Source organism: Micromonospora taraxaci, assembly GCF_007830095.1.
Classification (GTDB): domain Bacteria; phylum Actinomycetota; class Actinomycetes; order Mycobacteriales; family Micromonosporaceae; genus Micromonospora; species Micromonospora taraxaci.
This window is the reverse complement of record NZ_VIWZ01000001.1, coordinates 681,504-706,852: the sequence shown is the minus strand read 5'-3', so window position 1 is coordinate 706,852 and position 25,349 is coordinate 681,504. Positions and strand designations below refer to the sequence as shown.

At 72.5% G+C, this 25,349-nt stretch carries 27 protein-coding genes; 11 read left to right on the top strand and 16 right to left on the bottom strand.

The window, feature by feature from the left end; translation table 11 throughout:
- Positions 1 to 103: 103 nt before the first annotated feature.
- Both FHU34_RS03365 and FHU34_RS03360 read right to left on the bottom strand, forming a co-directional pair.
- Positions 104 to 1,558 (bottom strand): outer membrane protein assembly factor BamB family protein, encoded by a 1,455-nt coding sequence (locus FHU34_RS03365; protein ID WP_425280514.1) that lies wholly within the window; start codon positions 1,556 to 1,558, stop codon positions 104 to 106.
- 72 nt (positions 1,559 to 1,630) lie between these two features.
- The gene (locus FHU34_RS03360; protein WP_145778644.1) at positions 1,631 to 2,122 is read right to left on the bottom strand and encodes an Lrp/AsnC family transcriptional regulator; all 492 of its coding nucleotides are present in this window, start codon (positions 2,120 to 2,122) and stop codon (positions 1,631 to 1,633) included.
- 139 nt (positions 2,123 to 2,261) lie between these two features.
- Here FHU34_RS03360 and hppD point away from each other — a divergent pair, with 139 nt between their 5' ends.
- The 6 genes from hppD to FHU34_RS03330 all read left to right on the top strand — a co-directional run bounded on the left by hppD (position 2,262) and on the right by FHU34_RS03330 (position 8,138).
- On the top strand, positions 2,262 to 3,467 hold the full coding sequence (gene hppD / locus FHU34_RS03355; RefSeq protein WP_145778643.1) for a 4-hydroxyphenylpyruvate dioxygenase: 1,206 nt from the start codon (positions 2,262 to 2,264) through the stop codon (positions 3,465 to 3,467).
- 11 nt (positions 3,468 to 3,478) lie between these two features.
- Positions 3,479 to 4,186, top strand: coding sequence for an RDD family protein (locus tag FHU34_RS03350; RefSeq protein WP_145778642.1), 708 nt, complete (start codon positions 3,479 to 3,481; stop codon positions 4,184 to 4,186).
- Between the two features lie 76 nt (positions 4,187 to 4,262).
- Positions 4,263 to 5,297, top strand: coding sequence for an RDD family protein (locus FHU34_RS03345; RefSeq protein WP_145778641.1), 1,035 nt, complete (start codon positions 4,263 to 4,265; stop codon positions 5,295 to 5,297).
- Positions 5,294 to 6,397: a histidinol-phosphate transaminase gene (gene hisC / locus FHU34_RS03340; protein ID WP_145778640.1), complete on the top strand. Its 1,104-nt coding sequence runs from the start codon at positions 5,294 to 5,296 to the stop codon at positions 6,395 to 6,397. Before FHU34_RS03345 ends, hisC begins: the two co-directional genes overlap by 4 nt.
- Positions 6,398 to 6,535: 138 nt before the next feature.
- Positions 6,536 to 7,090: a hypothetical protein gene (locus FHU34_RS03335; protein WP_244311534.1), complete on the top strand. Its 555-nt coding sequence runs from the start codon at positions 6,536 to 6,538 to the stop codon at positions 7,088 to 7,090.
- Positions 7,091 to 7,214: 124 nt separating this feature from the next.
- The gene (locus tag FHU34_RS03330) at positions 7,215 to 8,138 is read left to right on the top strand and encodes a hypothetical protein (RefSeq protein WP_208744915.1); all 924 of its coding nucleotides are present in this window, start codon (positions 7,215 to 7,217) and stop codon (positions 8,136 to 8,138) included.
- Between the two features lie 93 nt (positions 8,139 to 8,231).
- Here FHU34_RS03330 and FHU34_RS03325 read toward each other — a convergent pair whose 3' ends face one another.
- From FHU34_RS03325 to FHU34_RS03300, 6 genes are all read right to left on the bottom strand, one after another.
- Positions 8,232 to 8,591 carry an LPXTG cell wall anchor domain-containing protein gene (locus FHU34_RS03325; RefSeq protein WP_244311533.1) on the bottom strand — a complete coding sequence of 120 codons (360 nt, stop codon included), beginning with the start codon at positions 8,589 to 8,591 and terminating at the stop codon, positions 8,232 to 8,234.
- Between the two features lie 100 nt (positions 8,592 to 8,691).
- Positions 8,692 to 9,951, bottom strand: a complete 1,260-nt coding sequence (locus FHU34_RS03320; protein WP_145778637.1) for an outer membrane protein assembly factor BamB family protein — start codon at positions 9,949 to 9,951, stop codon at positions 8,692 to 8,694.
- A gap of 153 nt (positions 9,952 to 10,104) precedes the next feature.
- Positions 10,105 to 10,587, bottom strand: a complete 483-nt coding sequence (locus FHU34_RS03315) for an SRPBCC family protein (RefSeq protein ID WP_145778636.1) — start codon at positions 10,585 to 10,587, stop codon at positions 10,105 to 10,107.
- Positions 10,588 to 10,731: 144 nt separating this feature from the next.
- Entirely contained in the window at positions 10,732 to 10,941 is a 210-nt protein-coding gene (locus tag FHU34_RS03310; RefSeq protein ID WP_088987326.1) for a DUF397 domain-containing protein, read from the bottom strand.
- A 174-nt stretch (positions 10,942 to 11,115) separates the two neighbouring features.
- Entirely contained in the window at positions 11,116 to 12,312 is a 1,197-nt protein-coding gene (gene fahA, locus FHU34_RS03305; protein ID WP_145778635.1) for a fumarylacetoacetase, read from the bottom strand.
- Positions 12,309 to 13,178, bottom strand: coding sequence for a hypothetical protein (locus FHU34_RS03300; RefSeq protein ID WP_145778634.1), 870 nt, complete (start codon positions 13,176 to 13,178; stop codon positions 12,309 to 12,311). The genes fahA and FHU34_RS03300 overlap by 4 nt, the downstream gene beginning before the upstream one ends.
- A 94-nt stretch (positions 13,179 to 13,272) precedes the next feature.
- Here FHU34_RS03300 and FHU34_RS03295 point away from each other — a divergent pair, with 94 nt between their 5' ends.
- Positions 13,273 to 14,439, top strand: coding sequence for a homogentisate 1,2-dioxygenase (locus FHU34_RS03295; RefSeq protein ID WP_145778633.1), 1,167 nt, complete (start codon positions 13,273 to 13,275; stop codon positions 14,437 to 14,439).
- Here the strand turns inward: FHU34_RS03295 and FHU34_RS03290 are convergent.
- From FHU34_RS03290 to FHU34_RS03275, 4 genes are read right to left on the bottom strand one after another with little or no spacing between them, the layout of a single operon-like run.
- Positions 14,436 to 15,464 carry a tetratricopeptide repeat protein gene (locus FHU34_RS03290; protein WP_145778632.1) on the bottom strand — a complete coding sequence of 343 codons (1,029 nt, stop codon included), beginning with the start codon at positions 15,462 to 15,464 and terminating at the stop codon, positions 14,436 to 14,438. The two genes, FHU34_RS03295 and FHU34_RS03290, sit on opposite strands and share 4 nt — an antisense overlap.
- A gap of 10 nt (positions 15,465 to 15,474) precedes the next feature.
- Positions 15,475 to 15,960 carry a 2-C-methyl-D-erythritol 2,4-cyclodiphosphate synthase gene (ispF, locus tag FHU34_RS03285; RefSeq protein WP_145785421.1) on the bottom strand — a complete coding sequence of 162 codons (486 nt, stop codon included), beginning with the start codon at positions 15,958 to 15,960 and terminating at the stop codon, positions 15,475 to 15,477.
- 13 nt (positions 15,961 to 15,973) lie between these two features.
- Positions 15,974 to 16,669 (bottom strand): 2-C-methyl-D-erythritol 4-phosphate cytidylyltransferase, encoded by a 696-nt coding sequence (gene ispD / locus FHU34_RS03280; RefSeq protein ID WP_145778631.1) that lies wholly within the window; start codon positions 16,667 to 16,669, stop codon positions 15,974 to 15,976.
- Positions 16,670 to 16,724: 55 nt separating this feature from the next.
- Positions 16,725 to 17,210, bottom strand: a complete 486-nt coding sequence (locus tag FHU34_RS03275; RefSeq protein ID WP_007073334.1) for a CarD family transcriptional regulator — start codon at positions 17,208 to 17,210, stop codon at positions 16,725 to 16,727.
- Positions 17,211 to 17,538: 328 nt separating this feature from the next.
- Between FHU34_RS03275 and FHU34_RS03270 the strand changes: the two genes are divergently transcribed.
- The gene (locus FHU34_RS03270; RefSeq protein WP_145778630.1) at positions 17,539 to 18,228 is read left to right on the top strand and encodes a hypothetical protein; all 690 of its coding nucleotides are present in this window, start codon (positions 17,539 to 17,541) and stop codon (positions 18,226 to 18,228) included.
- On the opposite strand, the gene FHU34_RS03265 is transcribed toward FHU34_RS03270, so the two are convergent.
- The 4 genes from FHU34_RS03265 to FHU34_RS03250 all read right to left on the bottom strand — a co-directional run bounded on the left by FHU34_RS03265 (position 18,217) and on the right by FHU34_RS03250 (position 21,996).
- Positions 18,217 to 18,843, bottom strand: coding sequence for a hypothetical protein (locus FHU34_RS03265; RefSeq protein ID WP_145778629.1), 627 nt, complete (start codon positions 18,841 to 18,843; stop codon positions 18,217 to 18,219). The genes FHU34_RS03270 and FHU34_RS03265 overlap by 12 nt on opposite strands.
- A gap of 33 nt (positions 18,844 to 18,876) precedes the next feature.
- The gene (locus FHU34_RS03260; protein ID WP_145778628.1) at positions 18,877 to 19,926 is read right to left on the bottom strand and encodes a type III polyketide synthase; all 1,050 of its coding nucleotides are present in this window, start codon (positions 19,924 to 19,926) and stop codon (positions 18,877 to 18,879) included.
- Between the two features lie 97 nt (positions 19,927 to 20,023).
- On the bottom strand, positions 20,024 to 21,190 hold the full coding sequence (locus FHU34_RS03255) for an acyl-CoA dehydrogenase family protein (RefSeq protein WP_145778627.1): 1,167 nt from the start codon (positions 21,188 to 21,190) through the stop codon (positions 20,024 to 20,026).
- A gap of 41 nt (positions 21,191 to 21,231) precedes the next feature.
- Positions 21,232 to 21,996, bottom strand: coding sequence for a methyltransferase domain-containing protein (locus FHU34_RS03250; RefSeq protein ID WP_145778626.1), 765 nt, complete (start codon positions 21,994 to 21,996; stop codon positions 21,232 to 21,234).
- A gap of 46 nt (positions 21,997 to 22,042) precedes the next feature.
- On the opposite strand from FHU34_RS03250, the gene FHU34_RS03245 reads away from it, so the two are divergent.
- The 3 genes from FHU34_RS03245 (at position 22,043) to radA (ending at position 25,344) form a co-directional block, all read left to right on the top strand.
- A complete protein-coding gene (locus tag FHU34_RS03245) occupies positions 22,043 to 22,882 on the top strand; it encodes a UbiA family prenyltransferase (protein ID WP_145778625.1) in 840 nt (279 codons plus the stop codon).
- Positions 22,883 to 23,021: 139 nt separating this feature from the next.
- Positions 23,022 to 23,801 (top strand): hypothetical protein, encoded by a 780-nt coding sequence (locus FHU34_RS03240; protein WP_145778624.1) that lies wholly within the window; start codon positions 23,022 to 23,024, stop codon positions 23,799 to 23,801.
- 85 nt (positions 23,802 to 23,886) lie between these two features.
- Positions 23,887 to 25,344, top strand: a complete 1,458-nt coding sequence (radA, locus tag FHU34_RS03235; RefSeq protein ID WP_145778623.1) for a DNA repair protein RadA — start codon at positions 23,887 to 23,889, stop codon at positions 25,342 to 25,344.
- The last annotated feature ends 5 nt before the right edge of the window (positions 25,345 to 25,349 follow it).

Genomic DNA, 25,349 nt, shown 5'->3' with positions numbered 1-25,349 from the left:
CCGGTCGATCACTCCCACCCGCCGGGCGCGTCCTGGGACGCCGCTCTCATCTGCCGCGCGTCAGCCGCCCAGCCGTCGCGCCGAGGAGCAGGTGAATCCCCGCTCAGCCGTCCTTGCCACCCTCCGGCTCCGGGCACAGCTCACCCTTCGGCCCGCAGTCGCCGTTGTTGGGCCCACCGGGCCCGGAGCCGGGTCCGGTGCCACCCGGGCGGGGATTCCCACCGTCGCCGGGCGGTCGGGCAGGCGAGCCTCCGGCCGCGCCGAACCGGACGTACCCGATCTCCCGGCCCTCCCCGACGATCATGCCCTGCGAGCCGACCGCGAGGGCGTTCGCCGAGGTGCGCAGGGCGGCCAACTCCTTGCCGCTGCGCGGGTCCACAGCGACCAGCCGGGACGGCTTCTCGTCGGCGACCACCGCCGCGTACGGGGTGAGCGCGGCACCGGCCTTGCCACTGGCGGGGCGCGTCCAGAGCACCTTGTCGGTGCCCAGCTCACGGGCGATCACCGAGCGCTTGTCGGCAGCCCGGAACACCGCCACACGGTCGTCCACAGCGATCAACTTGGTGCCCGACTCACCGACCCAGAGCAGCCGTCCGTCGTACCCGTCGATGACCGCTTCGCGGCCGTCCGGGCCCACGCCGATCAGCACGTTCCGCGCGCCCTGCGGGTCCTCCCGCTGTACGCAGCCGGCGGAGTCGGCGGTGCGCAGGTTGACCCCGGCCCGCTGCCAGGCCTCCTGGCCGGTCGCCGGGTCCCGGGCGGAAATGGCGAAGTAGCAGGCGCCGTCCTGCGAGCGGGCCGCGATCCGCAACATCCGGCCGCCCACCACCGACAGCCGCTCGTCGCGGGCGGGCTCGACGTTCTGCAACACCCGGCCGGTGGCGGTGTCGACCACGTGCACCCGTCCGTCCACCGGGAAGCCGAGCAGGGGCGGCGCGGTCTCCGCCCCGGCCACCCCGTCGTCGATCCGGGTGGAGGTGAGCCGGCGGGTGCCGCGCAGGCCGGGGTTGTCGGCGAGCAGGCCGCTGTGCACCCCGGGTAGGAAGGCCGTCCAGAGTGGCGCGGTGCCGCGCGGGTCCCAGGCGCTCAGGGTGCAGTCGGTCGCGTCGGTGCAGCGGGCGTCGAGAAGCAGGTTGCGGTACGTCCACACGGCCACCGCGTCGTCGTCGCGTCGCCGGGTCGCGCCGGTGGACGGGTCGAGCAGCTCGTACCCCTTGACCAGCAGCTTGCCCACGGCGACGACCGGGTCCCGGTCACCGCCGGCCACCGCCGACCAGTCCGCCTTGCGTTCCCAGAGCTGGGTGCCGGTGGCCAGGCTGCGGGCCTCGACCCGGGTGCGCTGCTCGACCACGACGGCGTCGCCGGCGATGGTCACGCTGCGCGGAGTGCCGCCGACCCGTTGCTGCCACACCACGTCGGGCTCGGAGATGGGTTCGCTGCGGTCCACCCACTCCCACAGGCCGGGGAAGGGGTTCCACACGCCGGTCGCGGCGAGGGCGACGACCACGGCGAGGCCGAGCAGCAGCCCACCGCGCACGCTCCCCTTCGCCACCCGCACACCGTAGCCACGATCGCGGATCTTCCGTACGCCCGCGCCGCCGTGTCGCCGCGCTTTCTGCGACCGAAGGTGTTAGAGCGCCCGCACGGCGCTGCGCACCAGCGGCAGCGTGCGATAGGGGATCTGCTCGGCCAGCGCGATGATTGTCGACGCGCGGGTGATGCCGGCGGACGAGACGATCTGGTCGATGACCCGTTGCAGGTCGGTGTTGGAGCGGGCCACGATCCGGCAGAGCAGGTCGCTGGAGCCGGTGATGGTGTGCGCCTCCAGCACCTCGGGGATCGCGGCGAGGTGGGCGGTGACCGGGTCGTGGCCGTGCCGCTGGCTGATTTCGAGGGTGACGAAGCTGGTCACCCCGAACCCGATCGCGGCCGGTGCGATCTCGGGGCCGAAGCCCTCGATGACCCGCCGCTCCACCAGTTTGTCCAGCCGGGCCTGCACGGTGCCGCGGGCCACCCCGAGCCGCCGGGAACACTCCAACACCCCGATCCGCGGCTCCTCGGCGAGCAGTTCGATCAAGCGCACGTCGAGCGCGTCGAGCTGTACATTCTGCTCACCATTCATGGGTGAAGACCATACCGAATGCGCAACCTGACCAGCACTTCCGTCGACAGTTGCCCAGCCGGTGCCGGGCCAGCGATCCTCGCCACAAGAACCGACAACGGCGGCCCACGAGGCCGGCCGGTACGCGAGGGAGCCCACCATGACCCAGGCGATCGACCGACCCCAGTCGACCGAGGACGTCGACGTCGACCGGCTCGTCGGCGCTGTCGACCACGACATCAGCCACGACCCGTTCCCGGTCCGGGGTCTCGACCACGTGCACTTCCTGGTCGGCAACGCCAAGCAGGCCGCCCACTACTACTCCACCGCGTTCGGCATGACCTGCGTGGCGTACCGCGGCCCCGAGCAGGGCTACCGCGACCACGCCCAGTACGTGCTGACCAGCGGCTCGGCCCGCTTCGTGCTGACCGGCGCGGTGCGCCCGGACGCCGACGGCACCGAGCACGTGGCGAAGCACAGCGACGGGGTCAGCGACATCGCGCTGGAGGTCCCGGACGTGGACGCCGCGTACGCGCACGCCATCGCGCAGGGCGCCGCCAGCGTCGTCGAGCCGCACGAGGTGACCGACGAGCACGGCACGGTCCGGATGGCCGCCATCGCCGCGTACGGCGACACCCGGCACACCCTGGTCGACAGGTCCCGCTACACCGGGCCGTTCCTGCCCGGCTTCGTGGCCCGCGGCCCGATCGTGGACCGCCAGCCGATGATCGCCGCAGGCATCCAGCCGAAGCGCTTCTTCCAGGCCGTCGACCACGTGGTCGGCAACGTGGAGCTGGGCCGGATGGACGAGTGGGTCGAGTTCTACAAGCGGGTGATGGGCTTCTCCAACATGGCGGAGTTCGTCGGCGACGACATCGCCACCGACTACTCGGCGCTGATGAGCAAGGTCGTCGCGAACGGCACCCGCAAGGTGAAGTTCCCGCTCAACGAGCCGGCGATCGCCCGCAAGAAGTCGCAGATCGACGAGTACCTGGAGTTCTACCAGGGCCCGGGCGCGCAGCACATCGCCGTCGCCACCAACGACATCCTGGCCAGCGTCGACGCGATGCGCGCCGCCGGCGTGGAGTTCCTGGAGACCCCGGACTCGTACTACGACGACCCGGAGCTGCGCGAGCGCATCGGCAAGGTCCGTGTGCCGATCGAGGAGCTGAAGGCCCGCAAGATCCTGGTCGACCGGGACGAGGACGGCTACCTGCTCCAGATCTTCACCAAGCCGGTGCAGGACCGCCCCACTGTCTTCTTCGAGCTGATTGAGCGGCACGGCTCGCTGGGCTTCGGCAAGGGCAACTTCAAGGCGCTGTTCCAGGCGATCGAGCGCGAGCAGGAAGCCCGCGGCAACCTGTAACACTTGCGAGCGTGACGCAGCCTCCGTCGTACCCGACGCCGCCGGCCGGTGGGCCTCAGCCCGCCGCCGGCGGCTTCGTGCCGCCGCCCGGACCACACCCCCAGGGGTACGCCGCGCCGCCGCAGTACGCCCCACCCGGGTACGCCCCGCCGCAGTGGTACGCCGGGCCGCCCGGCCCGCCACCGCCTCCGCTGAGCCCGAGCGGTCAGCCGCTGGCCGGCTTCGGCGACCGGTTCCTGGCCTGGCTGATCGACACGGCGTTGGCGACTGCCGTCCTGTTGACCCTGTTCCTGCCGGTCTTCTTCGTCCTCTGGTGGCGGATGCTCAGCGAGTTGAACCAGACCAACCCGGACGGCACCCTGGTGGAGCCCGACCCGGGCACCTTCTTCCTCGAGTTCTTCCTGCCGATCCTGCTGCTCCAGCTCGCGCTCTTCGTGCTGATGCTCGGGCTCTACTGGCTCTACTACGTGGAGTACCTCAAGCGCGACGGTCAGACGCTCGGCAAGAAGATCATGAAACTGCGCGTGGTGCCGCTCGACCCGTCCCGGACGCTGGACCGGGGGATGGCTGGCCGGCGGTGGCTGGTGCAGCACCTGGCCGCTCCACTGGTCCCAGGGCTCAGCTACGCCGACGGTTTGTGGCAGCTCTGGGACAAGCCGTGGCAGCAGTGCCTCCACGACAAGTTCGCCGGAACCGTCGTCGTTAAGGTGTCCACGTGAGCGAGCGCAGCGAGCGAACCAGCAGGCCCATTGGCGTGGCGCCTCGCGCCGTCGCGCAGCGAAGCGGAGTGACGGCGTGAGCGTGCAACCCGGCTGGTACGTCGACCCCGCCGACACCGAGACCCGACGCTACTGGGACGGCGAGGGTTGGCTCGGCGCGCCCATTCCCGTTGACGCCACCCCGCCGGACGGTCCTCCGCCGGTCGAGCCGGTCACCCCGGCCGCGGCCCCGACCTCCGGCCCGGCCGCCCCCGGCACCGAAGCCGTCGCACCGGGCGGGCCGCCGCACCAGGGCCCACCTCCCGGGTACGGCCCACAGCCGGGCTACGGCCCACCACCGGGGCAGGGCCCCGGGTACGGCCCGCCACCAGCACAGGGTCCGGGCTGGGGACCACAGTCCGGCCCGCCCGGTTGGGTTCCGCAGGGCGGGCCGCCTGGTTGGGCACCTCCGGGCGGTCAACCCGGCTGGGTGCCGCCGGCTGGTCACCCCGGCTGGCCCGGACGGCCGCCCGAGCCGAGGCCGCACGGGCACAGGCTGGCCGGTTACGGTCGCCGACTCACCGCCCGGCTGATCGACTTCGGTCTCATTCTCGCGCTGAACGTGCTGGTCAACGGTTGGTTCATCTGGCGCCTGGCGCAGGAGTGGGCGCCGTTCTGGCAGGAGTTTCTCCGGCGCGCCGAGCGTAACGACACGTCCGCCGAGGGCATGCCGATGCCCGGCGAGCAGGCCGAAATGCTCCTCGTGGTGATCCTGCTGATCGCCACCGCGCTGTGGCTGGCGTACGAGGTGCCCTCCATGGCCTCCGGTGGGCAGACGTTCGGCAAGCGGTTGATGCGGATCCGGGCGGTGCCGACGGCTGCCGACCAACCGCTGGGCTTCGGCCGGGCACTGAGCCGGTGGAGCACGCTGGGCCTACCGACGCTGCTCTGGTACTGCGCCGGGATCGGCCTGGTGCTGCAACTGGTCGATTCCCTCTCTCCTCTCTTCGACCACCCCCTGCGTCAGGCGCTGCACGACAAGCGCGCGCAGACCGTGGTCGTCGAGGTCCCCTACCGCCCCGGTCCCGCCCCCTCGGACGACCGCAACCAGCCCTCGGGAGACACCCCATGACCGACTCCGGACGTCACCAGCCGGCCCTGCGGCTGACCCGCGCCGACCTGGACGCGTTGCCCAACTACGTGCCTGGGCGCAGCCCCGCCGACCTGGCTCGCGAGTTGGGCCTTCCGGAGGCCATCAAACTGGCCAGCAACGAGGTTCCGTACGGGCCGCTGCCGGGTGTGGTGGAGGCGGTCACCGAGGCGATCACGGCCTCTCACCGCTACCCGGACATGGGCGTGGTCGCGCTGCGGGACGCGCTGGCCGAGCGGTACGGCGTGGACGCCGACCGGATCGCCACCGGCTGCGGGTCGGTGGCGCTCGCCGAGCACCTGGTCCGGGCCACCTGCCTGCCCGGGGACGAGGTGCTCTACTCCTGGCGGTCCTTCGAGGCGTACCCGATCATCGCGGCGACCAGCGGCGCGACCAGCGTGCGGGTGCCCAACGACGCCGGGCACGGGCACGACCTGGCGGCGATGGCCGCGGCCGTGACCGACCGGACCCGGGTGATCCTGGTCTGCAACCCGAACAACCCCACCGGCACCGCGGTACGCCGGGCGGAGCTGGACGCGTTCCTCGACGCGGTGCCGGACGACGTGCTGGTGGTGATCGACGAGGCGTACCGGGAGTTCGTCACCGACGCGGAGGTGCCGGACGGGCTCGACTACCTGGACCGGCCGAACGTGGCGGTGCTGCGCACCCTGTCGAAGGCGTGGGGGCTGGCGGGGTTGCGGATCGGCTGGTTGGTCGCCCAGCCGGTGGTGGCTGCCGCGATCCGCAAGGTGGCTACCCCGTTCTCCACCAGTACGGCCGCACAGGCCGGGGCGCTCGCCGCGTTGACCCAGGTTGCCGAGATGGAGCGTCGGTGCGCCCTGGTCATCGCCGAGCGGGACCGGGTCACCGAGGCGCTGCGCAAGTTCCTGCCCGATGTGCCGACGAGCCAGGCCAACTTCGTCTGGCTGCCGCTGGCCGACCGTTCGGTGGCGTTCGGTAAGGCGTGCGAGGCGCGCGGCGTGATCGTGCGGCCGTTCGCCGGCGACGGCGTCCGGGTCACCATCGGCACCCCGGCGGAGAACGACGCTTTCCTGGCGGCTGCGGAGGCGGCGTTGGCCTGAGCGCAGGTCTGTCATCTATGACCAGACGATGACGGGCGAGACATTTGTCCGCTTTTGAGTGCTTTAAGCCCTATCTTCCGAAGTAGTCGGACGTGCCGAGGACCACGCCGACCCACTTCGAGAAAACGGGGTAACACAGTGCGCAAAGCCAAGATCTGTCTTGCCGGGGCAGCCGCCGCGGCGATGGTGGGATTCCTCGCCGCGCCGGCTGTCGCCGCGCCCACCGACACCACCGACACCACGTTCGAGGTTCTCGCCGGCACGCTCGACATCGTCGCGCCGGCCGCCGCCGACCTCGGCACCGGCGCACCCGGTGGCACCATCACCGGCCAACTCGGCACGGTGACCGTCACCGACTCCCGGGCCTCCGACGACGCGTCCTGGGTGGCCACCGTGACGGCAACGGTCTTCCAGACAGGCACCAGCTCCCCGCCCGAGACGGTGCTCCCCGAGGAGATCGACTACTGGTCCGGCCCGGCGACAGCCACCACCGGCACCGGCACCTTCACACCGGGGCAGCTCACCGCCGGCGACGCCGCACCGCTGTCCAGCGTCACCCCGCTCGTCGCCTTCACCCACAGCGGTGGCACCGGCGGCAACACCGCGAGCTGGAACCCCACCCTGGTGGTCAACGTCCCGCTGGACAGCATCGCGGGCGTCTACACCGGGACGGTGACGCATTCGGTGGCGTAGCCCCCGGGGGCGGTCGACCATCACGGTTGCGCTCGCCCTGTTCTGCCTCGCCGGTCCGGGTCTGTCGACCCGGGCCGGCGCGGTCGAACCGGGTACGGGGGCGGACGACAGGATCGGGATCCGGTTGCTGGAAGCACCTACCGATCGCCGGTCCGACCCTCGCGCACTGCGCTACATCGTCGACCACCTGCCGCCGGGCACCACCATCAAGCGGCAACTGCTGATCGTCAACCGCACCGACGAGTCCCGTCGCGTCGACGTGTACCCGGCGGCCGCCACACTGGACGCCTCGGCGTTCCGCTTCGGCGAGGGCCGCGCCGAGAACGAGCTGACCTCCTGGGTCACCGTCGACCACCGCACCGTCGAGCTGGCACCGCGGGCCGAGGCACGGGTCCGCGCGACCATCACCGTGCCGCCTGCCGCCTCCCGGGGCGAACGGTACGGGGTGCTCTGGGCGTCCACCACCAGCACGCCCCGCGCCTCCAGCGAGATCGCCCAGGTGCACCGCGTCGGAGTACGGATGTATCTCGACATCGGGCCTGGCGGCGAACCCGCCTCCGACTTCTCGATCGGTGCGATAAGCCCGGCCCGCAGCGAGGCAGGTGAGCCGTCGGTGACCGTCCAGGTCCGCAACACCGGGGGTCGCGCACTGGACCTGACCGGCACGGTGACCCTGACCGACGGTCCGGCCGGCAGCCGGGCGGGACCGTTCGCGGTCGGGCAGGGCGTCACGCTGGCACCAGGCGCCTCCGGACAGGTCGTCGCACGGTTCCCTGTCGAGCTGCCCAACGGGCCCTGGAAGGCGGAGGTGAGCTTGGAGAGCGGCATGGTGAAGGGGAGCGCCACCGCGCAGATCCGGTTCCCCGACGCGGGTCAGATCGGCACGAAGGGCAGTGTCGTGTCCCGGCTCACGTCCGCCTGGGCGGTGGGGGCCGCCGTCGCGGGCCTGCTGCTGGTCACCGGCCTCGCGGTGCTGGCCCGCAGATCCCGTCGGTCCGGTCGGCCTCCAGCCGGTCGACCGCGAGAGCGGATCTCGGCCGGCAGCTGACACTCTGGCCGGAGTGCACGTCAACGGCCGGCGCCGACGGCTACGTCAGTCCGTCTGACGTCGACCCCGCTGCTGGCAGCGGGCGGGCTTGCGTCACGCCGGCCGCCGTCGGCGGGCAGCGAGCCAGCCGACGACCAGCAGGGTTCCGCCCAGCCCGACGAGCAACAGGGTCGACCCGCCCGAACCGGTGACCGGCAGGTGCCCGCCGTGGCTCGGGCTGGGTTGCGGCGTGGTGGGTGTGGGAGTGGGCGGCGACCAGGTCGGCGTCGGGGTCGGGGTCGCCGGCAGGATCTCGAAGGTGACGCCTTTGTTGGCCGACGGTTCGGCCCGGACGGCGCTGCCGAGGCGCGCCGAGGCGGGTTCGGCGGTCAGCACCGGCGGGACCGCCAGCGCGAGGCTCGCGGAGGCGGCTAGCGCGCCTCCCACGAGGTAGCTGGCTGCTGTCCTACCCATGCGCCGACCCCTTCCCACGGAAACGTGAACCATGAGAAACATACCCCTTCTGGACAAAGGGTACGAACGGGTCGAGCGCCCCGGTCGGAAGACGCCCCGATCAGGTGGCGGCCAGGATCAACGCCTCGCCGGTGTAGTAGTAGCGCTGATCGTCACCGTCCGGATCGACCGGCTTGCGGAGTCGTTCGACAGCGACGTAACCGTCCGCCACCGCCACCGCCCCGGGGGCCCAGCCGGTGCCGTCCGAACCCACGTTGAGCGGGAAGCGGGACAGCTGGGCACCCGTCACCGGGTCCAGCGTCACCAGGTCGTTCACCTCCGTCAGCAGGTGCACCCGGCCAGGCTGTGCGGCCAGCACCCGGGCAGCGCCCAGGTCCGCGGACCGCCACAGTTCGGCGCCCGTCCGCGCAGATCGCCCCACCGCCACCCCGTCGAGGACGACGACGGCCTGCTCACCCACCAGCACGACACCGGCCGGATCCAGCGCGGGGGCAGCGACCGGCGCGCCGGCACCCAGCAGCCAACCCCGGCCGCCCGCGTCGCCCGGACCTGCGGTCCGCAGCGCCAGGCAGTCCGACTGTCCGGTACGACAGCCGAGCGGCGTCACCACCAACTCGTCGGAGGAACCACCCGGCGGTCGCCAACGCTCGCGCACCACGCCGGTCAGCGCGTCCCGGAACTCGATCGTGGCCGGCCCTGCACACCTGTCCAGACCGATCAGCTGGCCGGCGGCGGTGGTCCCGACATCGCTGCGACAACTGCCAGGCAGGTCTACCCGCCACAGCTCCCGACCGTCGCGCACCTCGACCCCGCGCGCCTGGGCGTCCCCGCTGACCACCAGCACCGTCCGGCCGTCCGGAAGGTCGGCGAGTCGGAGCCCGCGCGGCTCCCAGACCGTGGCCGCCCCGGTACGGCGTACCACAGCGGAAGTCGGGGCGGGCTTCGGACCGTCGGCTCTCCAGAGCACCCCGCCGGTCCGGGCGTCGAGCGCGACCAGTTGGCCGTCGGACCAGCGGCTGACCACAGTGCTGCCGCTGGCCACGATCCCGGTCAGTTCCGCCGGCCAGCGCCGGTACGACCAGTACGGGCTGGTCCGGTACCGCCCGTCGACCGGCCGGTCGGCGTAGACCTGACGGTGCGCGGCGTACACCCGCAGCCTCGCGTCCACGATCAACGGGGCGACCGGAAGCCGGCCGATCACTCCGGCGGGCGGCCGGGCCGGGGCCGGGTAGTCACCCCTCGCCACGGTGCTCACCTCCGCCGGCGCGAGCACCCGGTGGACGACGACCGCGACGGCCGCGGTCGCGAGCAGCGCCGCGACCACCGTCACGAGCCGTCGCCGGCCTCTCGGGAACCCCATGCCGCACCTCCGCCCGGCACCCTACCCAGCGGAACCGGCCGCACCCCGCTCAGGTCGCAGCGACAGTGGTCACGCCCGGTGCGGTCCGGTACCGCTTCAGCGGTCAGAACGGGCCCTGGGCTGAGCTCCGCGCTGCCTCGGCCCGGTCGGCTCTCAGGCGGCTTCGAGCGAGCCGATGACGCCGGCCGCCGCCGCCAGGTCGGCGAGATCACGCCGGAGCGCCACCTCGACCGCACGCGCGGCAAGGCCACCGAGCAACAGAGCCACCACCCGGCCGTACGGGGCGATCGGCACCGCTTCCTGGGTGACGGTGATCGCTGTGCCACCCCGGCGGCGACGCCGGACGGGGCGCAGGCTCCAGGTGATCCGGTAGTCGACGCCGGCACCGGAGGAACACAGCACCAGCCGCTGCGGAGCGAACGCCTCCACCACCAGGAATTCTTCGCTCGACGTGCCGCCGCCCGGCTGGGCGCGCTCCTCACGCCAGGCGGTGCCGGGGCCGAACGGCCCCGGGGTGAGCACCTCGATCGGGCCGGCCGCGGTCAGCCGGGCCGTGCGGCCGGGCAGGTCGGTCAGCAGACGCCAGACATCGACAGCGTGTGCCTCGATGATTCTGGTAACCGCCACCGTCGACATGCCACCCTCCCGTGTCCCCGACGGTACGCGGAGTGAGGGCCGGACGGGGCCCCCGGGACGGAATTTCCACCACCCGGAGGCCACTCTGTCCGATTGGACTGTTGCTCGGCACCGGGCGTCGTCGACCGGTGCCGAGGCTGTCGGTCAGCGTTCGAAGCGACCGGCTCGAATCGCGCCGATGAAGGCTGTCCACCCCGGCGGGCTGACCGCGAGCGTGGGGCCAGCCTGGTCCTTGGAGTCGCGGACCGCGACCAGACCGTGGACATCGACCAGGTTGTCCGCCACTTCCACGCAGAGCCCCTGGTCGTTGGAACGGCTACTGGTACGCCAGATCGCGCCCGCAAGATCGTGCATCGTCGTTACCTCCGTGTGCGATGGACGCCCCACCGCTCACAGCCGGGCAGCGCCCGGCCCGGATTGCGCGGCGAGGCAACGGGATCCGGACGATCAACGGCTCAACGAGGGCCGGTTATCGCACGGGCTGTGCGATAACCGGTCCCGTGCACGAGACGGATGGATCGCGCCCGCTCAGACGGCCGGACGAACAGTGCCGGTGACCTCGCCGAGGGCGATGGTGGTGCCGTCCGGACCGGGCGCGGTGGCGGTGATGGTCACCGTGTCGCCGTCGGCCAGGAACGTGCGGGTCTCGTCGCCCACCTTGACCGGCTCCGCCCCGCCCCAGGTCAGCTCCAGGAACGATCCGACCTGCGACCGGTCCGGGCCCGAGACGGTGCCGGAGGCGTACAGGTCGCCGGTGCGCAGTGACGCGCCGTTGACGGTGAGGTGCGCCAGCTGTTGCGCCGGGGTCCAGTACATGGTGGCGAACGGCGGCTCGCTGACCTGTTCGCCGTTCCACTCGACCACCAGTCGAAGGTCCAGGCCGAGGTGCGGCACGTCCCGCAGGTAGTCGACCACAGGCGGGTCCTGGTCGGGGGCGGGGACGAAGGCGTCGCCGAGCGCGTCCAGCGGCGTCACCCAGGCCGAGACCGAGGTGGCGAACGACTTGCCGAGGAACGGCCCGAGCGGCTGATACTCCCAGGCCTGGATGTCGCGGGCGGACCAGTCGTTGACCAGCACCACGCCGAACACGTGGTCGGCGAAGTCGTCGACGGCGACCCGCTGACCCATCGGGCTGGGTACGCCCACCACGAAACCCACCTCGGCCTCGATGTCGAGGCGTACCGAGGGGCCCGTGACCGGGCCGTCGGCGGAGGGGCGCTGCCCGGTCGGTCGGACCACCGGTGTGCCGGACACGACCACGGTGCCGGCCCGCCCGTGGTAGCCGATCGGCAGGTGCTTCCAGTTCGGCAGCAGCGGCGGCTGACCGGGGCGGAAGATCTGACCGACGTTCGAGGCGTGGTGCTCGGACGAGTAGAAGTCGACGTAGTCGGCGACCTCGATCGGGAGCAGCAGCTCCACGCCCTCCAGGGGCACCAGCAGCGGCTCCACCGCGGCCCGGTGCGCCGGGTCGGTCAGCAGCTCGGTGATCCGCTGCCGTACCGCCGTCCACTGCGGACGGCCCAGCGCCATGAAGTCGTTGAGGGTGGGCCGGCACAACGTACCGGCGGCCAGCACCAGGTCGGCGGCCTCCGCCGCGGCCAGGTCGAGCACCCACGACCCGATCCGTACGCCGATCCGTGGCTGCCCCCCGTCGGTCCGGAACACCCCGTACGGCAGGTTCGTCACCCCGTACGGCGAACCGTCGGCACCGGTCACCCACGTCATGCGTCGTAGCCCCCGTTCACCAGCCCAAGCCGGATCAGATCGGTAAGTGGTTCCAGGATGCTGCACGAGCCGAAGCCGACCCACAGCGGGCGCGGCGCGTCCAGCCGTGCGCTCGCGCGCTCCAGCAGGGGCCGCGGGTCGACAACTGTCAGCAGCTCGGCGACCGTCTCCATTCGCTCCCCGTCGGCGGCGGCCAGGGCGGCGGCCAGCACGTTGGCGTAGCCGTGGTGGGTGAAGCCGGTCTCCGGGTCCAGGTGCCGGATCGCCTGGTGCAGCCCGGCGGTGAGCTTGAACGGCAGGCCCCGGTCGCGGCAGGCGCAGATCACGGCGGCCAGCTCGGCCGGTGTGGGGAAGAGTTCGGCGGCCAGGCCGCCGGTGCGGAACTTGGCGGCGATCGGCACCCCGTCGGCGCGGGCGGCGGCGAGCGCGTCCAGTGCGCCCATCAGCCCGAAGGTCAACGGCAGCTCGGCGTATACGGCCTCGACACCCGGCATCGCGTCGGTGAGCCGCAGCAGTTCGGCGATGCCGGGCAGCGGGTCCTCGCCGCGCTTGGCGACCGCCACCTCGACCTGTCGGGCCGTGACGCCGTCGGGCGCCAGGAACGACAGCGCGAACGGCAGGCGGGCGATACCTGTGTCACCGATCAACCCGATCACCAGACCCTCGCCCGGGTCGACGAGACCGGTCAGCTCGCCCGCCGCGACGGTCGAGGCGGGAAGGAGCAGCGGGCCGACCAGGTCCGCGTACCAGGCGGCGCGGTGTCGACGGTGAGCGGCGAGCGCGTCGGGGAGCGTGGCGCTGCCCGGCGGGAAGACGGCGGCGTCGTCCACCAGGCCGTCGAGGAGTGCGGGCACCTGCGTTGACACGGAACAAGAATGTACGGGACGCTACGAGGAACGGACAACAGCGTCCGATTATCGGACGCTGTTGATCGGTGAACGGAACAAATCGGGAGGCGAGATGCCGTACTACCGCAGCGTCGGCGACGTGCCGCGCAAGCGCCACACCCAGTTCCGTCAGCCCGACGGGACGCTCTACGCCGAGGAACTGATGGGCCAGGAGGGCTTCTCCTCCGACTCGTCGCTGCTCTACCACCGGCACGCGCCCACCGCGATCCTGGCCGCCGACGAGTTCACCCCGCCCACGTTCACCCGAGCGCCGAACCTGCCACTCAAACCCCGCCACCTGCGCACCCACAAGCTGGACACCGGCGGCTCCGACCCCGTCCTCGGCCGGCAGTACCTGCTCGCCAACGACGACGTCCGCATCGGGTACGTGCTCGCCGACCGGCCCTCACCGCTGTTCCGCGACGCCACCGGCGACCACTGCCTGTACGTCGAGTCGGGCACCCTGCGGGTCGAGTCCCCCTTCGGGGTGCTGGACGCGGTCGCCGGCGACTACGTCATCATCCCCACCTCGACCATCCACCGGCTGGTGCCCACCGGCGACCAGCCCGTCCGCCTGCTCACCGTCGAGGCGTCCGGGCACATCGGCCCGCCCAAGCGCTACCTCTCCGTACGCGGCCAGTTCCTGGAGCACTCGCCCTACTGCGAGCGCGACGTGCGCGGCCCGGCCACGCCCCTGCTCGTCGACGGGGAGGAGGTGGAGGTGTTGGTCCGCCACCGGCGTGGTTGGACCCGCTACGTCTACGCCCAGCACCCGTTCGACGTCGTGGGCTGGGACGGTCACCTCTACCCGTGGGCGTTCTCCATCCACGACTTCGAGCCGATCACCGGCCGCATCCACCAGCCCCCGCCGGTGCACCAGACCTTCCAGGGCCCCAACTTCGTCATCTGCTCGTTCGTGCCCCGCAAGGTCGACTACCACCCGGACGCGATCCCGGTGCCGTACAACCACCACAACGTCGACTCCGACGAGATGCTCTTCTACACCGGCGGCAACTACGAGGCCCGACGCGGCTCCGGCATCGAACAGGGCTCGATCTCCCTGCATCCGTCCGGCTTCACCCACGGCCCCCAGCCGGGCGCGGCGGAGCGTTCCATCGGTGCTGACTACTTCGACGAGTTGGCCGTCATGGTCGACACCTTCCGCCCCCTGGACCTCTGCGACGCCGCCAGCGCCTGCGAAGACGAGGGGTACGCCTGGACCTGGGCGCGTCGCGGCTAGCGGATCGCCGTCCTGGTGAAGACTGCGAACTCGGCCACCGCCGTGGCGGCGATCGCCAGCACCAGCGGCCACGGGGAGCCGATCACCGCGTACACCAGCAGCAGCAGCGGCGCGGCAGCCACTGTGTAGACCGCCAGGGCCATCGCCCGGTCCGAGTGCAGCATGGCGGGCAGGACGGTCCGGGTCAGCCCCGGGAGCCGGGCCGCGAGCTGCCAGACCACGATCCCACCGGTGAGCGCGGCGAGCACCGCCAGGACGCGGGAGAGCCCGTCGCTCGCCGCAGCCGCGACAGCGACCACCACCGCTGCCGCCAGTGACCAACCCGCGCCGTAGAGCACCAGGCGGTGCAGGCCGTACGCGAGCGTCCGCGGCGAGTCGATCCGGCTCGGGCTGATCGTCACCGCCTCGGCCACGTGTTCCAGTGCCTCCGACCAGCGACGCTGCTCCAGCCGCATGACACCGACGTCGTGCCCGGCCTCGGCGATGCGCGGATCGAGCCGCAGCGCCTCCCGGTAGGCCCGCTCGGCCAGGTCGAACAGATCCAGCCGGGCGGCGACCAGACTGAGCACCAGATGCGCCTGCGGCTCCTCGGGGGCCAGCTCGACCCCGCGCCAGGCCGCGTTGAGCGCCGGCTGCCCGTTGCGGGAGTCGGCCAGGATCGCGGCGGCGCTGCGTTGGGCGTACGCGTCGGCCGGGCCGAGGGCGAGAATCCGGTCGGCGGTGGCTGCCGACTCGGAGTAGCGCTCCAGGTCGGCCAGTGCCATGGCTCGGACGACGAGTGGCGGCAGGGCCTCCGGTGCGGCGGCCACGGCCGTATCGGCAGCGGTGAGCGCCTCGGCCGGGCGGTGGGCGGCCAGGTGCACCCGGGCCAGCATGGTGAGGGCTTCCATGTCGTCCGGCTGGAGCGCCAGCCCGTAGGTCAACTCGCCGGCTGCCTCGTCGTGGCGGCCGAGTTCGGCGAGGAGTTGGGCGCGCTGGACGTAGCCGTCGGCGGCGGACCGGTCGGGGGCGGGGTCGGTGGACATCGCGGCGAGCTTAGGCGGCCGGCGCGTCGTACACCAGGGCCACCGCGATGCCGGCCAGCCCTTCCTCGCGCCCGGGGAAGCCGAGCCCGTCGGTGGTCGCGCCGGACAGCGTGACCGGGGCGCCGACGGCGGAGGAGAGCACCTGCTGCGCCTCCGCACGACGTCGGCCGATCTTGGGGCGGTTGCCGACGACCTGCACGGACACGTTGCCGATCTCCAGGCCGGCGGCCCGCACCCGGCGGGCCGTCTCGGTCAGCAGCGCTACGCCGGACGCGCCGGCCCACTCCGGCTCACCCACCCCGAAGACGGCACCGAGATCACCGAGGCCGGCGGCGGAGAGCAGCGCGTTGCAGGCCGCGTGTGCGACGACGTCGGCGTCCGAGTGCCCGGCGAGGCCGTCCTGGTCGGGCCAGAACAGCCCGGCCACCCAGCAGGGTCGACCGGGCTCGAACGCGTGCACGTCGGTGCCGATGGCCACCCTGGGGACGATCATGATCAGAGCGTACGCGTCAACCACCGGTGGCGAGCAGATGCTCCGCCAGAGCCAGGTCGAACGGTCGGGTGATTTTCAGTGCGTATTCCGAGCCCGGCACGCAGCTCACCGCGACGCCCTGCTTCTCGACCAGCCCAGCGTCGTCGGTGAGGGGATCACCGGCTGCGGCGTGCGCGGCGCTGAGCACGGCACGGCGGAAACCCTGCGGCGTCTGCACCGCGCGCAGGGCGGAACGGTCGACGGTGCCGAGCACGACCTCGCCGGCACCGACCTCCTTGATCGTGTCCACGACCGGTAGGACCGGGATCACCGCGTCCCGCCCGTCACGGACCGCCGCCGCGACCGATTCGACCAGCTCGGACGGGGTCAGTGCCCGAGCGGCGTCGTGCACCAGGATGATCGACGGGCCGGCGGGCACCGCGGCCAGCGCGGCGGCGACCGACGCCTGCCGTTCCGCACCGCCGGGGACGACGATCACCGGCGCGACCGGGGTCAGCAGTTCACGGACGGCCGTCACCTCGGCGACCGGCGCGGCCACCACGATCGTGTGCACCGACGGTGCGGCGGCCAGCCGACGCACGGCGTGCACCAGGAGCGGCTCTCCGGCGAGCAGCCGCAGCGCCTTGGGTCGGCCCGGACCCAGACGTACACCGGCACCCGCCGCAGGCACGAGGACCGCGACGTCACCGCGCGGATTGAGCTGCGCGGTCACGTCGCGGTCCTCGGTGGTTTCTTCACTACGAAGTGGGACGACGATGCTGTGCGGACTAGGCCTCGGTGAGGACCTTGTCGAGCAGCGTCTCCGCCTCGTCCTTGGTGCTCTTCTCCGCCAGCGCGACCTCGCCGACGAGAATGTCGCGGGCCTTGGCCAGCATCCGCTTCTCGCCTGCGGACAGGCCCCGCTCCCGCTCCCGGCGCCACAGGTCACGCACGACCTCGGCGACCTTCAGCGGGTTGCCGGAGGCCAGCTTTTCCAGGTTTGCCTTGTAACGCCGCGACCAGTTGGTCGGCTCCTCGGTGTGCGGAGCCCGCAGAACGTCGAAGACCTTACCGAGGCCTTCTTCGCCGACCACCTCTCGAACGCCCACGATCTCGGCGTTCTCAGCCGGCACCCGGACCGTCAGGTCACCCTGCGCGACCCTCAGGACGAGGTATTGCTTAGGCTCGCCCTTGATGACCCGAGTCTCGATTGCCTCGATGAGTGCGGCCCCGTGGTGGGGGTAGACAACGGTCTCGCCGACACTGAAAACCATAGGTTCGAAACCCCTTTCGCTGTGTCTAGGGTAACACGGTCAGGCACCGATGTCTCACCGATGTCCTGACCGTTGGCGCAGCTCAGGGGCCCTGTGAGAGGTCTTGCTTCAGCTTGACAGGCGGTCAAACCAATGGTTCGAACACGCTCCGTAACGTGCGGATGACTGCCCGGCACGGGTGAACAGAACGTCGAGATCAAGGGCTATGCGCTCCTCCCATGGTAGCCCGGCCGGCAGGACTGCGCCCAGGTGTAGCGAGAGGAGCCCCTGGTGCGCGACCCTGGAGACCGAGCCGCACTCCGCTCTCGAGACCCTTCCAGGAGGTCCGATGGGCAAGCCGGATGCTGAGGGCCACGGGCCGGCCGACGGCCTGCCCGGCCTGCCACCCGAGTGGGGCCGGGTCGTGGTCCCCGACGACGCCTCCGCGCTCGCCGCCGAGGCCGCCCAGATCCGCCGCGAACTGCGCAGGGCCACCGGCCTACCCGGCGACCACCGGGCTCTGGGACTGCCGCTGCTGGTCCTCCTGGTCGCGGTCCTCACCACGCTTGCCGGCCTGCTCGTGGTCACCTGGCCGCGAGCGGGCCGCACCGACCGTCCGACCCCGGCGCCCTACTCACCGCCCGCGACCCTCGCCGGACGGGCCCTGCCCGCACTCGACCTGGTCGACACGGGTCAGGCACCCGTACCGCTGCGCGGCCTGCTCCCCGCCATGATCATCCTTCTGGACGGCTGCCCCTGCCCCGACCGCGTCGGCGATGCCCTGGCCGCCGCGCCCGCCGGGGTCTCCGTGGTGACGGTCACCGGCGGCCGGACGGTCCCCAGCCCACCGCCCGACCAGCGGCAGGCCCGAGCGCTGGCCGACCCCGCCGGAGGGCTGCGCTCGTTCCTCGGTCAGCCCGCCCGTCCCGGTGTCGCGACCGCTCTGCTGGTCGACCGCACCGGCACGGTGACCCGGGTGCTGCCCGACCTGGGGCCGGTCGACGCATACCGAGGTGACCTGAGCGCCCTAGCGGGGTAGCTCGACGAGCTGGGCCTCGACGTCGACCTCCCGCTCCCCCGTCGCCGACAGCGCCACCCGGAACGGCCGGCCGTGCGACAGCACCCGGGCATTGGCGACGGTGCCGTCGCAGTCGATCTCCGACGGCCCGGCCAGACCGGCCCCGACGACCGTCACCGTCAGGCTGCCCGGCCTGGTGCACCGGTACTGCAACAGGAGACGGGCGGCGCCCTCAGCCGACTGCCGGACCATGCGCTCCCCCGGGGCGAGCGCCGCCCGCTCTCGCCAGACCGTCTCCCGGAACGCGGGCAGGCCGTCCCGGAAGAAGATCCGGCCGGGATCTCCCCGCACACCGGTGACCTCGCCCGTCTCCGAGTCGATCTCCGCCCAGAAGCCTTGCGGCCCGCTGACAATCTCACCCGACTCGTCGAACCGGATGGTGAACCGCTCACCGGGCTCGACCGAGGTGACCAGGGGGCGATCCAACGGCACGGGCTCACTCGGCGCGGCCGTTGAAGGGCCGGCCGTCGGGGCGGGCGCGGCGGCATGCCACCACCCGCCACCGGCGGCCAGCACGGCCACCGCCGCACCCCACAGCACCGCCGAGCGCAGCCGATCGTCCGTCGTCGCCCGCATTCACCGAGCCTACCGGGCGGGACGCAGAGACGTTCAGTCCTGTCGATCGAGGAGGGCGGCGTACAGGGTGAGGCCGGGGCCGAAGGCCAGCATGACGACACGTCGAGCGGCGGGCGTCGTACGGCTCAGCCGGTCCAGGATCAGCAGCACCGTCGGCGACGAGCAGTTGCCGTGCTCGTCCAGCGTCGCCCGGGACGCCGCCAGCCCTTCCGGAGGCAACGCCAACTCGCGCTCGACCACGTTGAGGATCCGCGGCCCTCCCGGGTGCACCGCCCAACCGTCCACCTCGGAGCCGGTGACACCGTGCCGCGCCAACAGGTCGTCGACCAGCTTGCGGACGTGCCTCGACAACACCTGCGGCACCTTCGGTGACAACCCCATCCGGAAACCCGCGTCGGTGACATCCCAGGTCATGTGGTCGGCCGTCGAGGTGTCGGTGACGGACGTGACCTCGCGCAACGCGTACCCGGGGCCGCCCGGCGTGACCACGGCGGCGACCGCGGCGTCCGAGAAGAGCGCGTGCGAGACGATCTGCTGGGTGTCCACCCTGGCGCTGGACGGTTGGATGTGCAGGCTGGTCAGCTCCGCGCAGAGCAGCAGCGCCGGCCGCCCCCGCGCGGTGACGAAGTCACTCGCCGCGCCGAGCCCGGGCAGCGCCGCGTAACAGCCCATGTGGCCAACGAACATCCGCTGGGTGTCCGCCGCCATGCCGAGGTCCCTGGCGAGCAGGATGTCCAGCCCGGGGGTGGCGTACCCCGTGCAGGAACACACGATGAACAGGCCGATGTCACCGGCACCCAGCCCGGCCGCGGTCAACGCACGGCCCACCGCCTCCTTGCCGAGCGGAAGGGCCTCGACCTGGTAGCGACGCATCCGGCGTTCGGTCGGCCAGTCCGACACGTCCTCCAGCAGCGGGTTGACGGCGGCCTGCCGCCGGGTCACCCCGGAGTTCGCGAAGATGCGCTGGGCCAACGACCGGGTGGTGCCGGAGAAGTGCCGGGAGAAGAAGCCCTCCCACAACTCGTCTTGGAGAGCGGACGGCGGCTGTGCAGTCCCGAGCCCCGCGATCACTGGTACGGACACGATCCCCACCTCTCGTCAGATGCTGTCCTCCCCCTGGTCGTCCCACCAGCCACCTCGACTGGCCTTTCCTCCTCCGCACGGGTCACACCCGGCCGGCTCACCAACGTGGTGCCGATCCGTCGCGATCCGGGTCGCCGCCCAACGCGGCGATGCCCAACCAGTCGGCGCAGACGTCCGACGTGGCCGGGTGCAGTGAGCCGCACCGTGCGTCCCGGTAGAGCCGCTCCAACGGATGGCCACGGCGGGTCGCCGAGGTGCCCGCCGCCTCCAACACCGACGCCGCCACCTCGGCGGCCGTGGTGCCGGCGAGCAGCTTCGCGCGCCACACCCAGCGGTTGGTCTCCTCGTCGCCCGGCGCCTCGTCCACCCGGCGGGCCGCCTCGGCGACCACCAACTGGGCGGCTGCCGTCGCCGCGTCCGCCCGACCCAGTCGCGCCCGCACCGCCGGCAGACCACCCAGGTTGCGAGCGTTGAGATGCTCGGCCGCCGCGTCGATGGCCGCCCGGGCCACCCCCACGTAGACGGCCGCGTAACTGGCCACCAACCAGTGCGGCATCAACTGGGCGACCACCAACGCCAGCCCTTCGACACCGCCGAGCAACCGGTCGCTCGGCACCGTGACGTCCAGGTGCAAGTCGTGCGACGAGGTCGCGCGCATGCCCAGCGAGTCCCAGGTCGGCTCCACGGTCAGCCCGTCACCGGCCGGCACCAAAAACTGCGACACCACCGACTGGTCGGCCGCGCTGCGCGCCGCCACCAGGTAGCCGTCGGCATGCCCGGCCCCGGAACAGAAGGTCTTGCTGCCCTTGAGGTGCCAACCTCCGTCGGTCGCCTCGTAGGCAGTGGTGAGCTGGGACAACCGGGCGCCCGCGCCACGCTCGCTCATCGCCACCGCGTACCAGGAACCCTCCGCCGCGGCGGTCAACAGCCGGTCCCGGGCGGCCAACGCCTCGTCCGGCACACCGAGCGCCTCGGCCAACTCCTCGGTCACCGCCCCCAGGGCACCGGTCACCGAGGCGTGCATGTTGAACACCAACGCGGTCGCGCCGTTGCCCCGGGCAAGCTCGGTGGCCACCGCCGCGTACTCGGCGAAGCTCGCCCCCAGACCGCCCAACGCCTGGGGCACCATCAACCCGAAGAGCCCAGACTCCCGCAGATCACGGAAGTCCTCGGTGGGGAAGGAACCGTCCCGGTCGTGCTCCGCCGCCCGCGCGGCGAACCGCGGCGCCAACCGGCGGGCTGCCTCAAGCGCCTGAACCGTCATATCGTCTCCTCCTCGGCGTCCCATACCCCGCCACGGCCCGACTATCCTTTGCGGACCCCCCGGCCCTGGTAGAGAACGGCGGTGGACCGGGTCGGCACGATGCGCGGCGGTCGGCCGGCGGGCGCCGCACCGGTAGCGCGGGCGCGGCGCAGCAGCCAGGCGAGCAGGCCCCCGACCTGCGGACGGATGCCCCGGAGCCGCAGGTCGACACCGTGCCGGGCACACTCGGCCACCAGAGCCTGAGCGTCCACGAACAACCGAGGGTCGTGGATGCCGCGCGGCACCGTCGGCAGTCGCTCGGCGATCCGCACCGCGACGAGCCGGGCCAACGCCGTGTCGTTCAGGGTGTCCAGCACCAGCAGGCCGCCCGGACGCAGCAACCGGCACGCCTCGGCCACCGCGCGCGGCCACGCCGGCACATGCTCCAGCAACTCACCCGCGGAGACCACGTCGGCGCAACCGCTCGGCAGCGGGACCGCGGTGGCGTCGCCCTGGACCACCCGTACCCCGTGCTCGGCTGCCTGGACCAACGCCGAACGAGTCAGGTCGACTCCGATGTGGTGGTAGCCCTTGCCGGTCAGGTGCGGCGCGAGCAGACCCGCACCGCAACCCAGATCCACCAGCACAGCGCCCGGACGGGTGGCCGGCGGCACCAGTGCCGCGCGGGCCTCGGCCAGCCAGTGCAGCATCGCGAACGCACCGTCGGGCCGCCACCACTCACCGGCCAGGTCGTCGTACTGGCGCGGATCGTTGCGCGGCAGCACCCTGGGATCGGTGGACGCCGCAGCCGCAGCCACGTCTCGCATGGAACCGAGCGTGGCACGACTGCTCGGTAACGACCAGACTTCCCTTATGTCGTCGAGGGTGTTAGGGCTGGTCAGAGCGAGCCATCCGGAACCGGCCGCAGCCGTGACCGCGGTCTCCGGTCTGCTGGCGTGGGGGGTGGGTCACCGGCCGGCCGGAATCGTCTCCGTCGTGCTCGCCGTGCTGGCCAGCCAGCTCGCTGTCGGCTGGACCAACGACGCGCTGGACGCCGAGCGGGACGCCACTGTGGGGCGTACCGACAAACCGGTGGCCGCCGGCGCGGTCGGCCGGCGCACCACGGCCTGGGCCGCCGCGGTGGCCGCGGTGGCCTGCCCGTTGCTCGCGCTGACCACGAACCCGACGGCGGCGTTCTGGCTCACCGTCGCCCTGGTCTCCGCGCTGCTCTACGACTGGCCGCTGAAGGCGACGGTGTTCTCGGTGCTGCCCTACGCCGTCTCCTTCGGCGCGCTGCCCGCCTTCGTGGTGCTGGCGCTGCCCGGCCAGCCGACCCCGCCCGCCTGGCTGGTGGTCGCGGCGGCGTGCCTGGGTGCCGGCGCGCACTTCGCCAACGTGCTCCCCGACCTGGCCGACGACGCTCGGACCGGGGTGCGCGGCCTGCCCCACCGGTTGGGCGCCGCCGGCAGCCGGACCGCGGCGGCCGGGCTGCTCCTCGCGGCGACCGCGGCGCTGGTCCTCGGACCACCCGGGCCGCCGTCGGCGATCGGCCTGGCGGCGGTCGGCACGGCCGCTGTGGTGCCACCACTGAGCTGGTACGCCGGCCGCTCGGCGGTCCGGGCCGGCCGGCGACCGGTGTCGGCCTTCCGAGCGATGCTGTTGGTGGCCCTGATCGACGTGGTGCTGCTGGTGGCGAGCGGTCGGGTGGTGTGAGGGGCACCCGAGCAGGTGGCAATGCCGGGTCCGCGTGCGGGCCTCGATCAGCTCCAACTACCCTGGAGCGCGGTCTGCGCGGGTATGGCCACCGTGCCCGGCGTGCGGCCGGGTGGGGATTGTGACGAGGAGGACCGACGTGACGCGCTCGATCAGGGGATCCCGGCGGGCGGCCCTGTTGCTGTCCGGGATTGCGGCGGCCAGCCTGCTGGCGTCCGGATGCGGCACCGGTCAGATCGCCGAGACCGCGTTGAAGGAGCCGTCGGTCCAGGGCGTCAGCCTCACCACCAACAACGGCTCCTTCTCGGTACGCGGGCTGCTGGTGGACTACCCGGGCGCCGAGGGCTACCGGGCCGGCCAGGACGCGACGCTCGGTGCCGTGATCTACAACGACTCGAAGGAGACGGTGACTGTCACCGTCACCACCGAGAGCGCACGCGAGGTGGTGATCAGCGGCGGCTCGGCGAGCCCGTCGCCGTCGACCTCGGAGTCCGCCTCGATGAGCCCGTCCCCGTCCGGTTCGGCCACCCCGTCGTCTCCGACGTCCCGCTCGGCCAGCCCGTCGGCGACGCCCTCCGAGACCGGCTCGTCCTCAGCCACCCCGTCCGCCCCGGAGTCCGCGCGGGCGTCGGGTTCGGCCAGCCCGTCCGCGCCGGGTCAGCCGGCCCGGATCGAGCTGGCGCCGCTGAGCTACGTCCAGTTCAACTCCGAGGCGACCACGCAGCTCCGGCTGATCGGCCTGACCGAGGCGCTGCGCTCCGGCCAGAACGTCGTCGTGACCTTCGACTTCGGTAACGGCAACACGGTCACCGGGCAGGCACCGATCGCGGTGCCGCTCACCCCGGCCGCACCCCCCTCGCCGATCATCGAGCGCGAGGGCGGCTACGAGGGCAACGAGGGCGGCACGACCCACGAGTGACCCGACCGTCACATCGACGAACACCCCGGCGTGGTGACCACCACGCCGGGGTGTTTTCGTCGTACGCGAGGGCTAGCGTCCTGATGTGACCACCTCCCGATCAACCCCTCCGCGTGGCGGCGCGGCCGGTGCCGCCCGTGGCCGGTCCAGCGCCCGCGAGCCGCGCCCGGCCTACGAGTGCGACGCCTGCGGCCACCAGCCGCCCAAGTGGGTGGGGCGTTGCCCGGAGTGCGGCGAGTGGGGTTCGGTGGTCGAGAGCACGATCACCGGCCCGACCGTCTCCGGCCGGGTGGTCAGTTCCCGGATGCCGTCCGAGCCGGCCCGGCCGATCGCGACCATCAGCGCCGCTCCGGCCCGCGCCCGCCCCACCGGGGTGAGCGAACTGGACCGGGTGCTCGGCGGCGGCCTGGTCCCCGGCGCCGTGGTGCTGCTCGCCGGTGAGCCCGGCGTGGGCAAGTCGACCCTGCTGCTGGACGTTGCCCAGCAGTGGGCGGTCGGCTCCGGCAGCCCTTCGCTGGTGGTCAGCGGCGAAGAGTCGGTCAGCCAGGTGCGCCTGCGCGCCGAGCGGATGGGCACCCTGCACGACCAGCTCTACCTCGCCGCCGAGAGCGACCTGGCCTCGGTGCTCGGTCACCTCGACGCGGTCAAGCCGGGCCTGCTGGTGCTCGACTCGGTGCAGACCATCTCGACCACCGGCACCGAAGGGGTGCCCGGCGGGGTGACCCAGGTCCGCGCGGTCACCGCCGCGCTGGTCTCGGTCGCCAAGGAGCGGGGCATCGCCACCGTGCTGGTCGGGCACGTCACCAAGGATGGCCAGGTGGCCGGGCCCCGGGTGCTGGAGCACCTGGTCGACGTGGTGCTGCACTTCGAGGGCGACAAGCACTCCTCGCTGCGCCTGGTGCGCGGCGTGAAGAACCGGTTCGGCGCGGCCGACGAGGTCGGTTGCTTCGAGATGCACGAGGGCGGCATCAGCAGTCTGGCCGACCCGTCCGGGTTGTTCCTGACCCGCTACGCGGAGCCGGTCCCGGGCACCTGCGTGACAGTGGCCATGGAGGGGCGACGAGCGCTGGTCACCGAGGTGCAGGCCCTGATCGGCGCAACGGTGGCCGGGTCACCCCGACGCACCGTCTCCGGCCTCGACTCGGCACGACTGGCGATGGTGCTCGCGGTGCTGCAACGGCGCACCGAGCGGCTGACGCTGCACGACCGAGAGGTCTTCGCCGCCACGGTGGGCGGCATCCGGGTGGTGGAGCCGGCCGCCGACCTGGCTGTCGCGTTGGCGGTCGCCTCCGGCGGGCTCAACCTGGCGATCGCTCCACACCTGGTGGCGATCGGTGAGGTGGGGTTGACCGGTGAGGTGCGCCGGGTCGGGGCGGTGCCGCGGCGGCTGGCCGAGGCGGCCCGGCTGGGGTTCAAGGTGGCCCTGGTTCCGCCCGGTTGCGGCCCGGCCAGCACCGGCGCCGGCCCCGAGCAGATGCAGGTGACCGAGGTCACGGATGTCCGTTCGGCGCTGCAACATGCGGCCCGCGCGTCCGCCGAGTGACCCAC

What these genes read in the sequence shown, in the direction of transcription:
- FHU34_RS03245 (WP_145778625.1), top strand. Translation starts at nt 22,043, where the DNA reads ATGTCGTCGAGGGTGTTAGGGCTGGTCAGAGCGAGCCATCCGGAACCG.
- FHU34_RS03320 (WP_145778637.1), bottom strand. Translation starts at nt 9,951, where the DNA reads ATGGGGTTCCCGAGAGGCCGGCGACGGCTCGTGACGGTGGTCGCGGCG.
- FHU34_RS03270 (WP_145778630.1), top strand. Translation starts at nt 17,539, where the DNA reads ATGGGCAAGCCGGATGCTGAGGGCCACGGGCCGGCCGACGGCCTGCCC.
- FHU34_RS03275 (WP_007073334.1), bottom strand. Translation starts at nt 17,210, where the DNA reads ATGGTTTTCAGTGTCGGCGAGACCGTTGTCTACCCCCACCACGGGGCC.
- FHU34_RS03325 (WP_244311533.1), bottom strand. Translation starts at nt 8,591, where the DNA reads ATGGGTAGGACAGCAGCCAGCTACCTCGTGGGAGGCGCGCTAGCCGCC.
- FHU34_RS03290 (WP_145778632.1), bottom strand. Translation starts at nt 15,464, where the DNA reads ATGTCCACCGACCCCGCCCCCGACCGGTCCGCCGCCGACGGCTACGTC.
- FHU34_RS03360 (WP_145778644.1), bottom strand. Translation starts at nt 2,122, where the DNA reads ATGAATGGTGAGCAGAATGTACAGCTCGACGCGCTCGACGTGCGCTTG.
- FHU34_RS03315 (WP_145778636.1), bottom strand. Translation starts at nt 10,587, where the DNA reads ATGTCGACGGTGGCGGTTACCAGAATCATCGAGGCACACGCTGTCGAT.
- FHU34_RS03310 (WP_088987326.1), bottom strand. Translation starts at nt 10,941, where the DNA reads ATGCACGATCTTGCGGGCGCGATCTGGCGTACCAGTAGCCGTTCCAAC.
- FHU34_RS03255 (WP_145778627.1), bottom strand. Translation starts at nt 21,190, where the DNA reads ATGACGGTTCAGGCGCTTGAGGCAGCCCGCCGGTTGGCGCCGCGGTTC.
- fahA (WP_145778635.1), bottom strand. Translation starts at nt 12,312, where the DNA reads ATGACGTGGGTGACCGGTGCCGACGGTTCGCCGTACGGGGTGACGAAC.
- FHU34_RS03295 (WP_145778633.1), top strand. Translation starts at nt 13,273, where the DNA reads ATGCCGTACTACCGCAGCGTCGGCGACGTGCCGCGCAAGCGCCACACC.
- hppD (WP_145778643.1), top strand. Translation starts at nt 2,262, where the DNA reads ATGACCCAGGCGATCGACCGACCCCAGTCGACCGAGGACGTCGACGTC.
- hisC (WP_145778640.1), top strand. Translation starts at nt 5,294, where the DNA reads ATGACCGACTCCGGACGTCACCAGCCGGCCCTGCGGCTGACCCGCGCC.
- FHU34_RS03250 (WP_145778626.1), bottom strand. Translation starts at nt 21,996, where the DNA reads ATGCGAGACGTGGCTGCGGCTGCGGCGTCCACCGATCCCAGGGTGCTG.
- FHU34_RS03265 (WP_145778629.1), bottom strand. Translation starts at nt 18,843, where the DNA reads ATGCGGGCGACGACGGACGATCGGCTGCGCTCGGCGGTGCTGTGGGGT.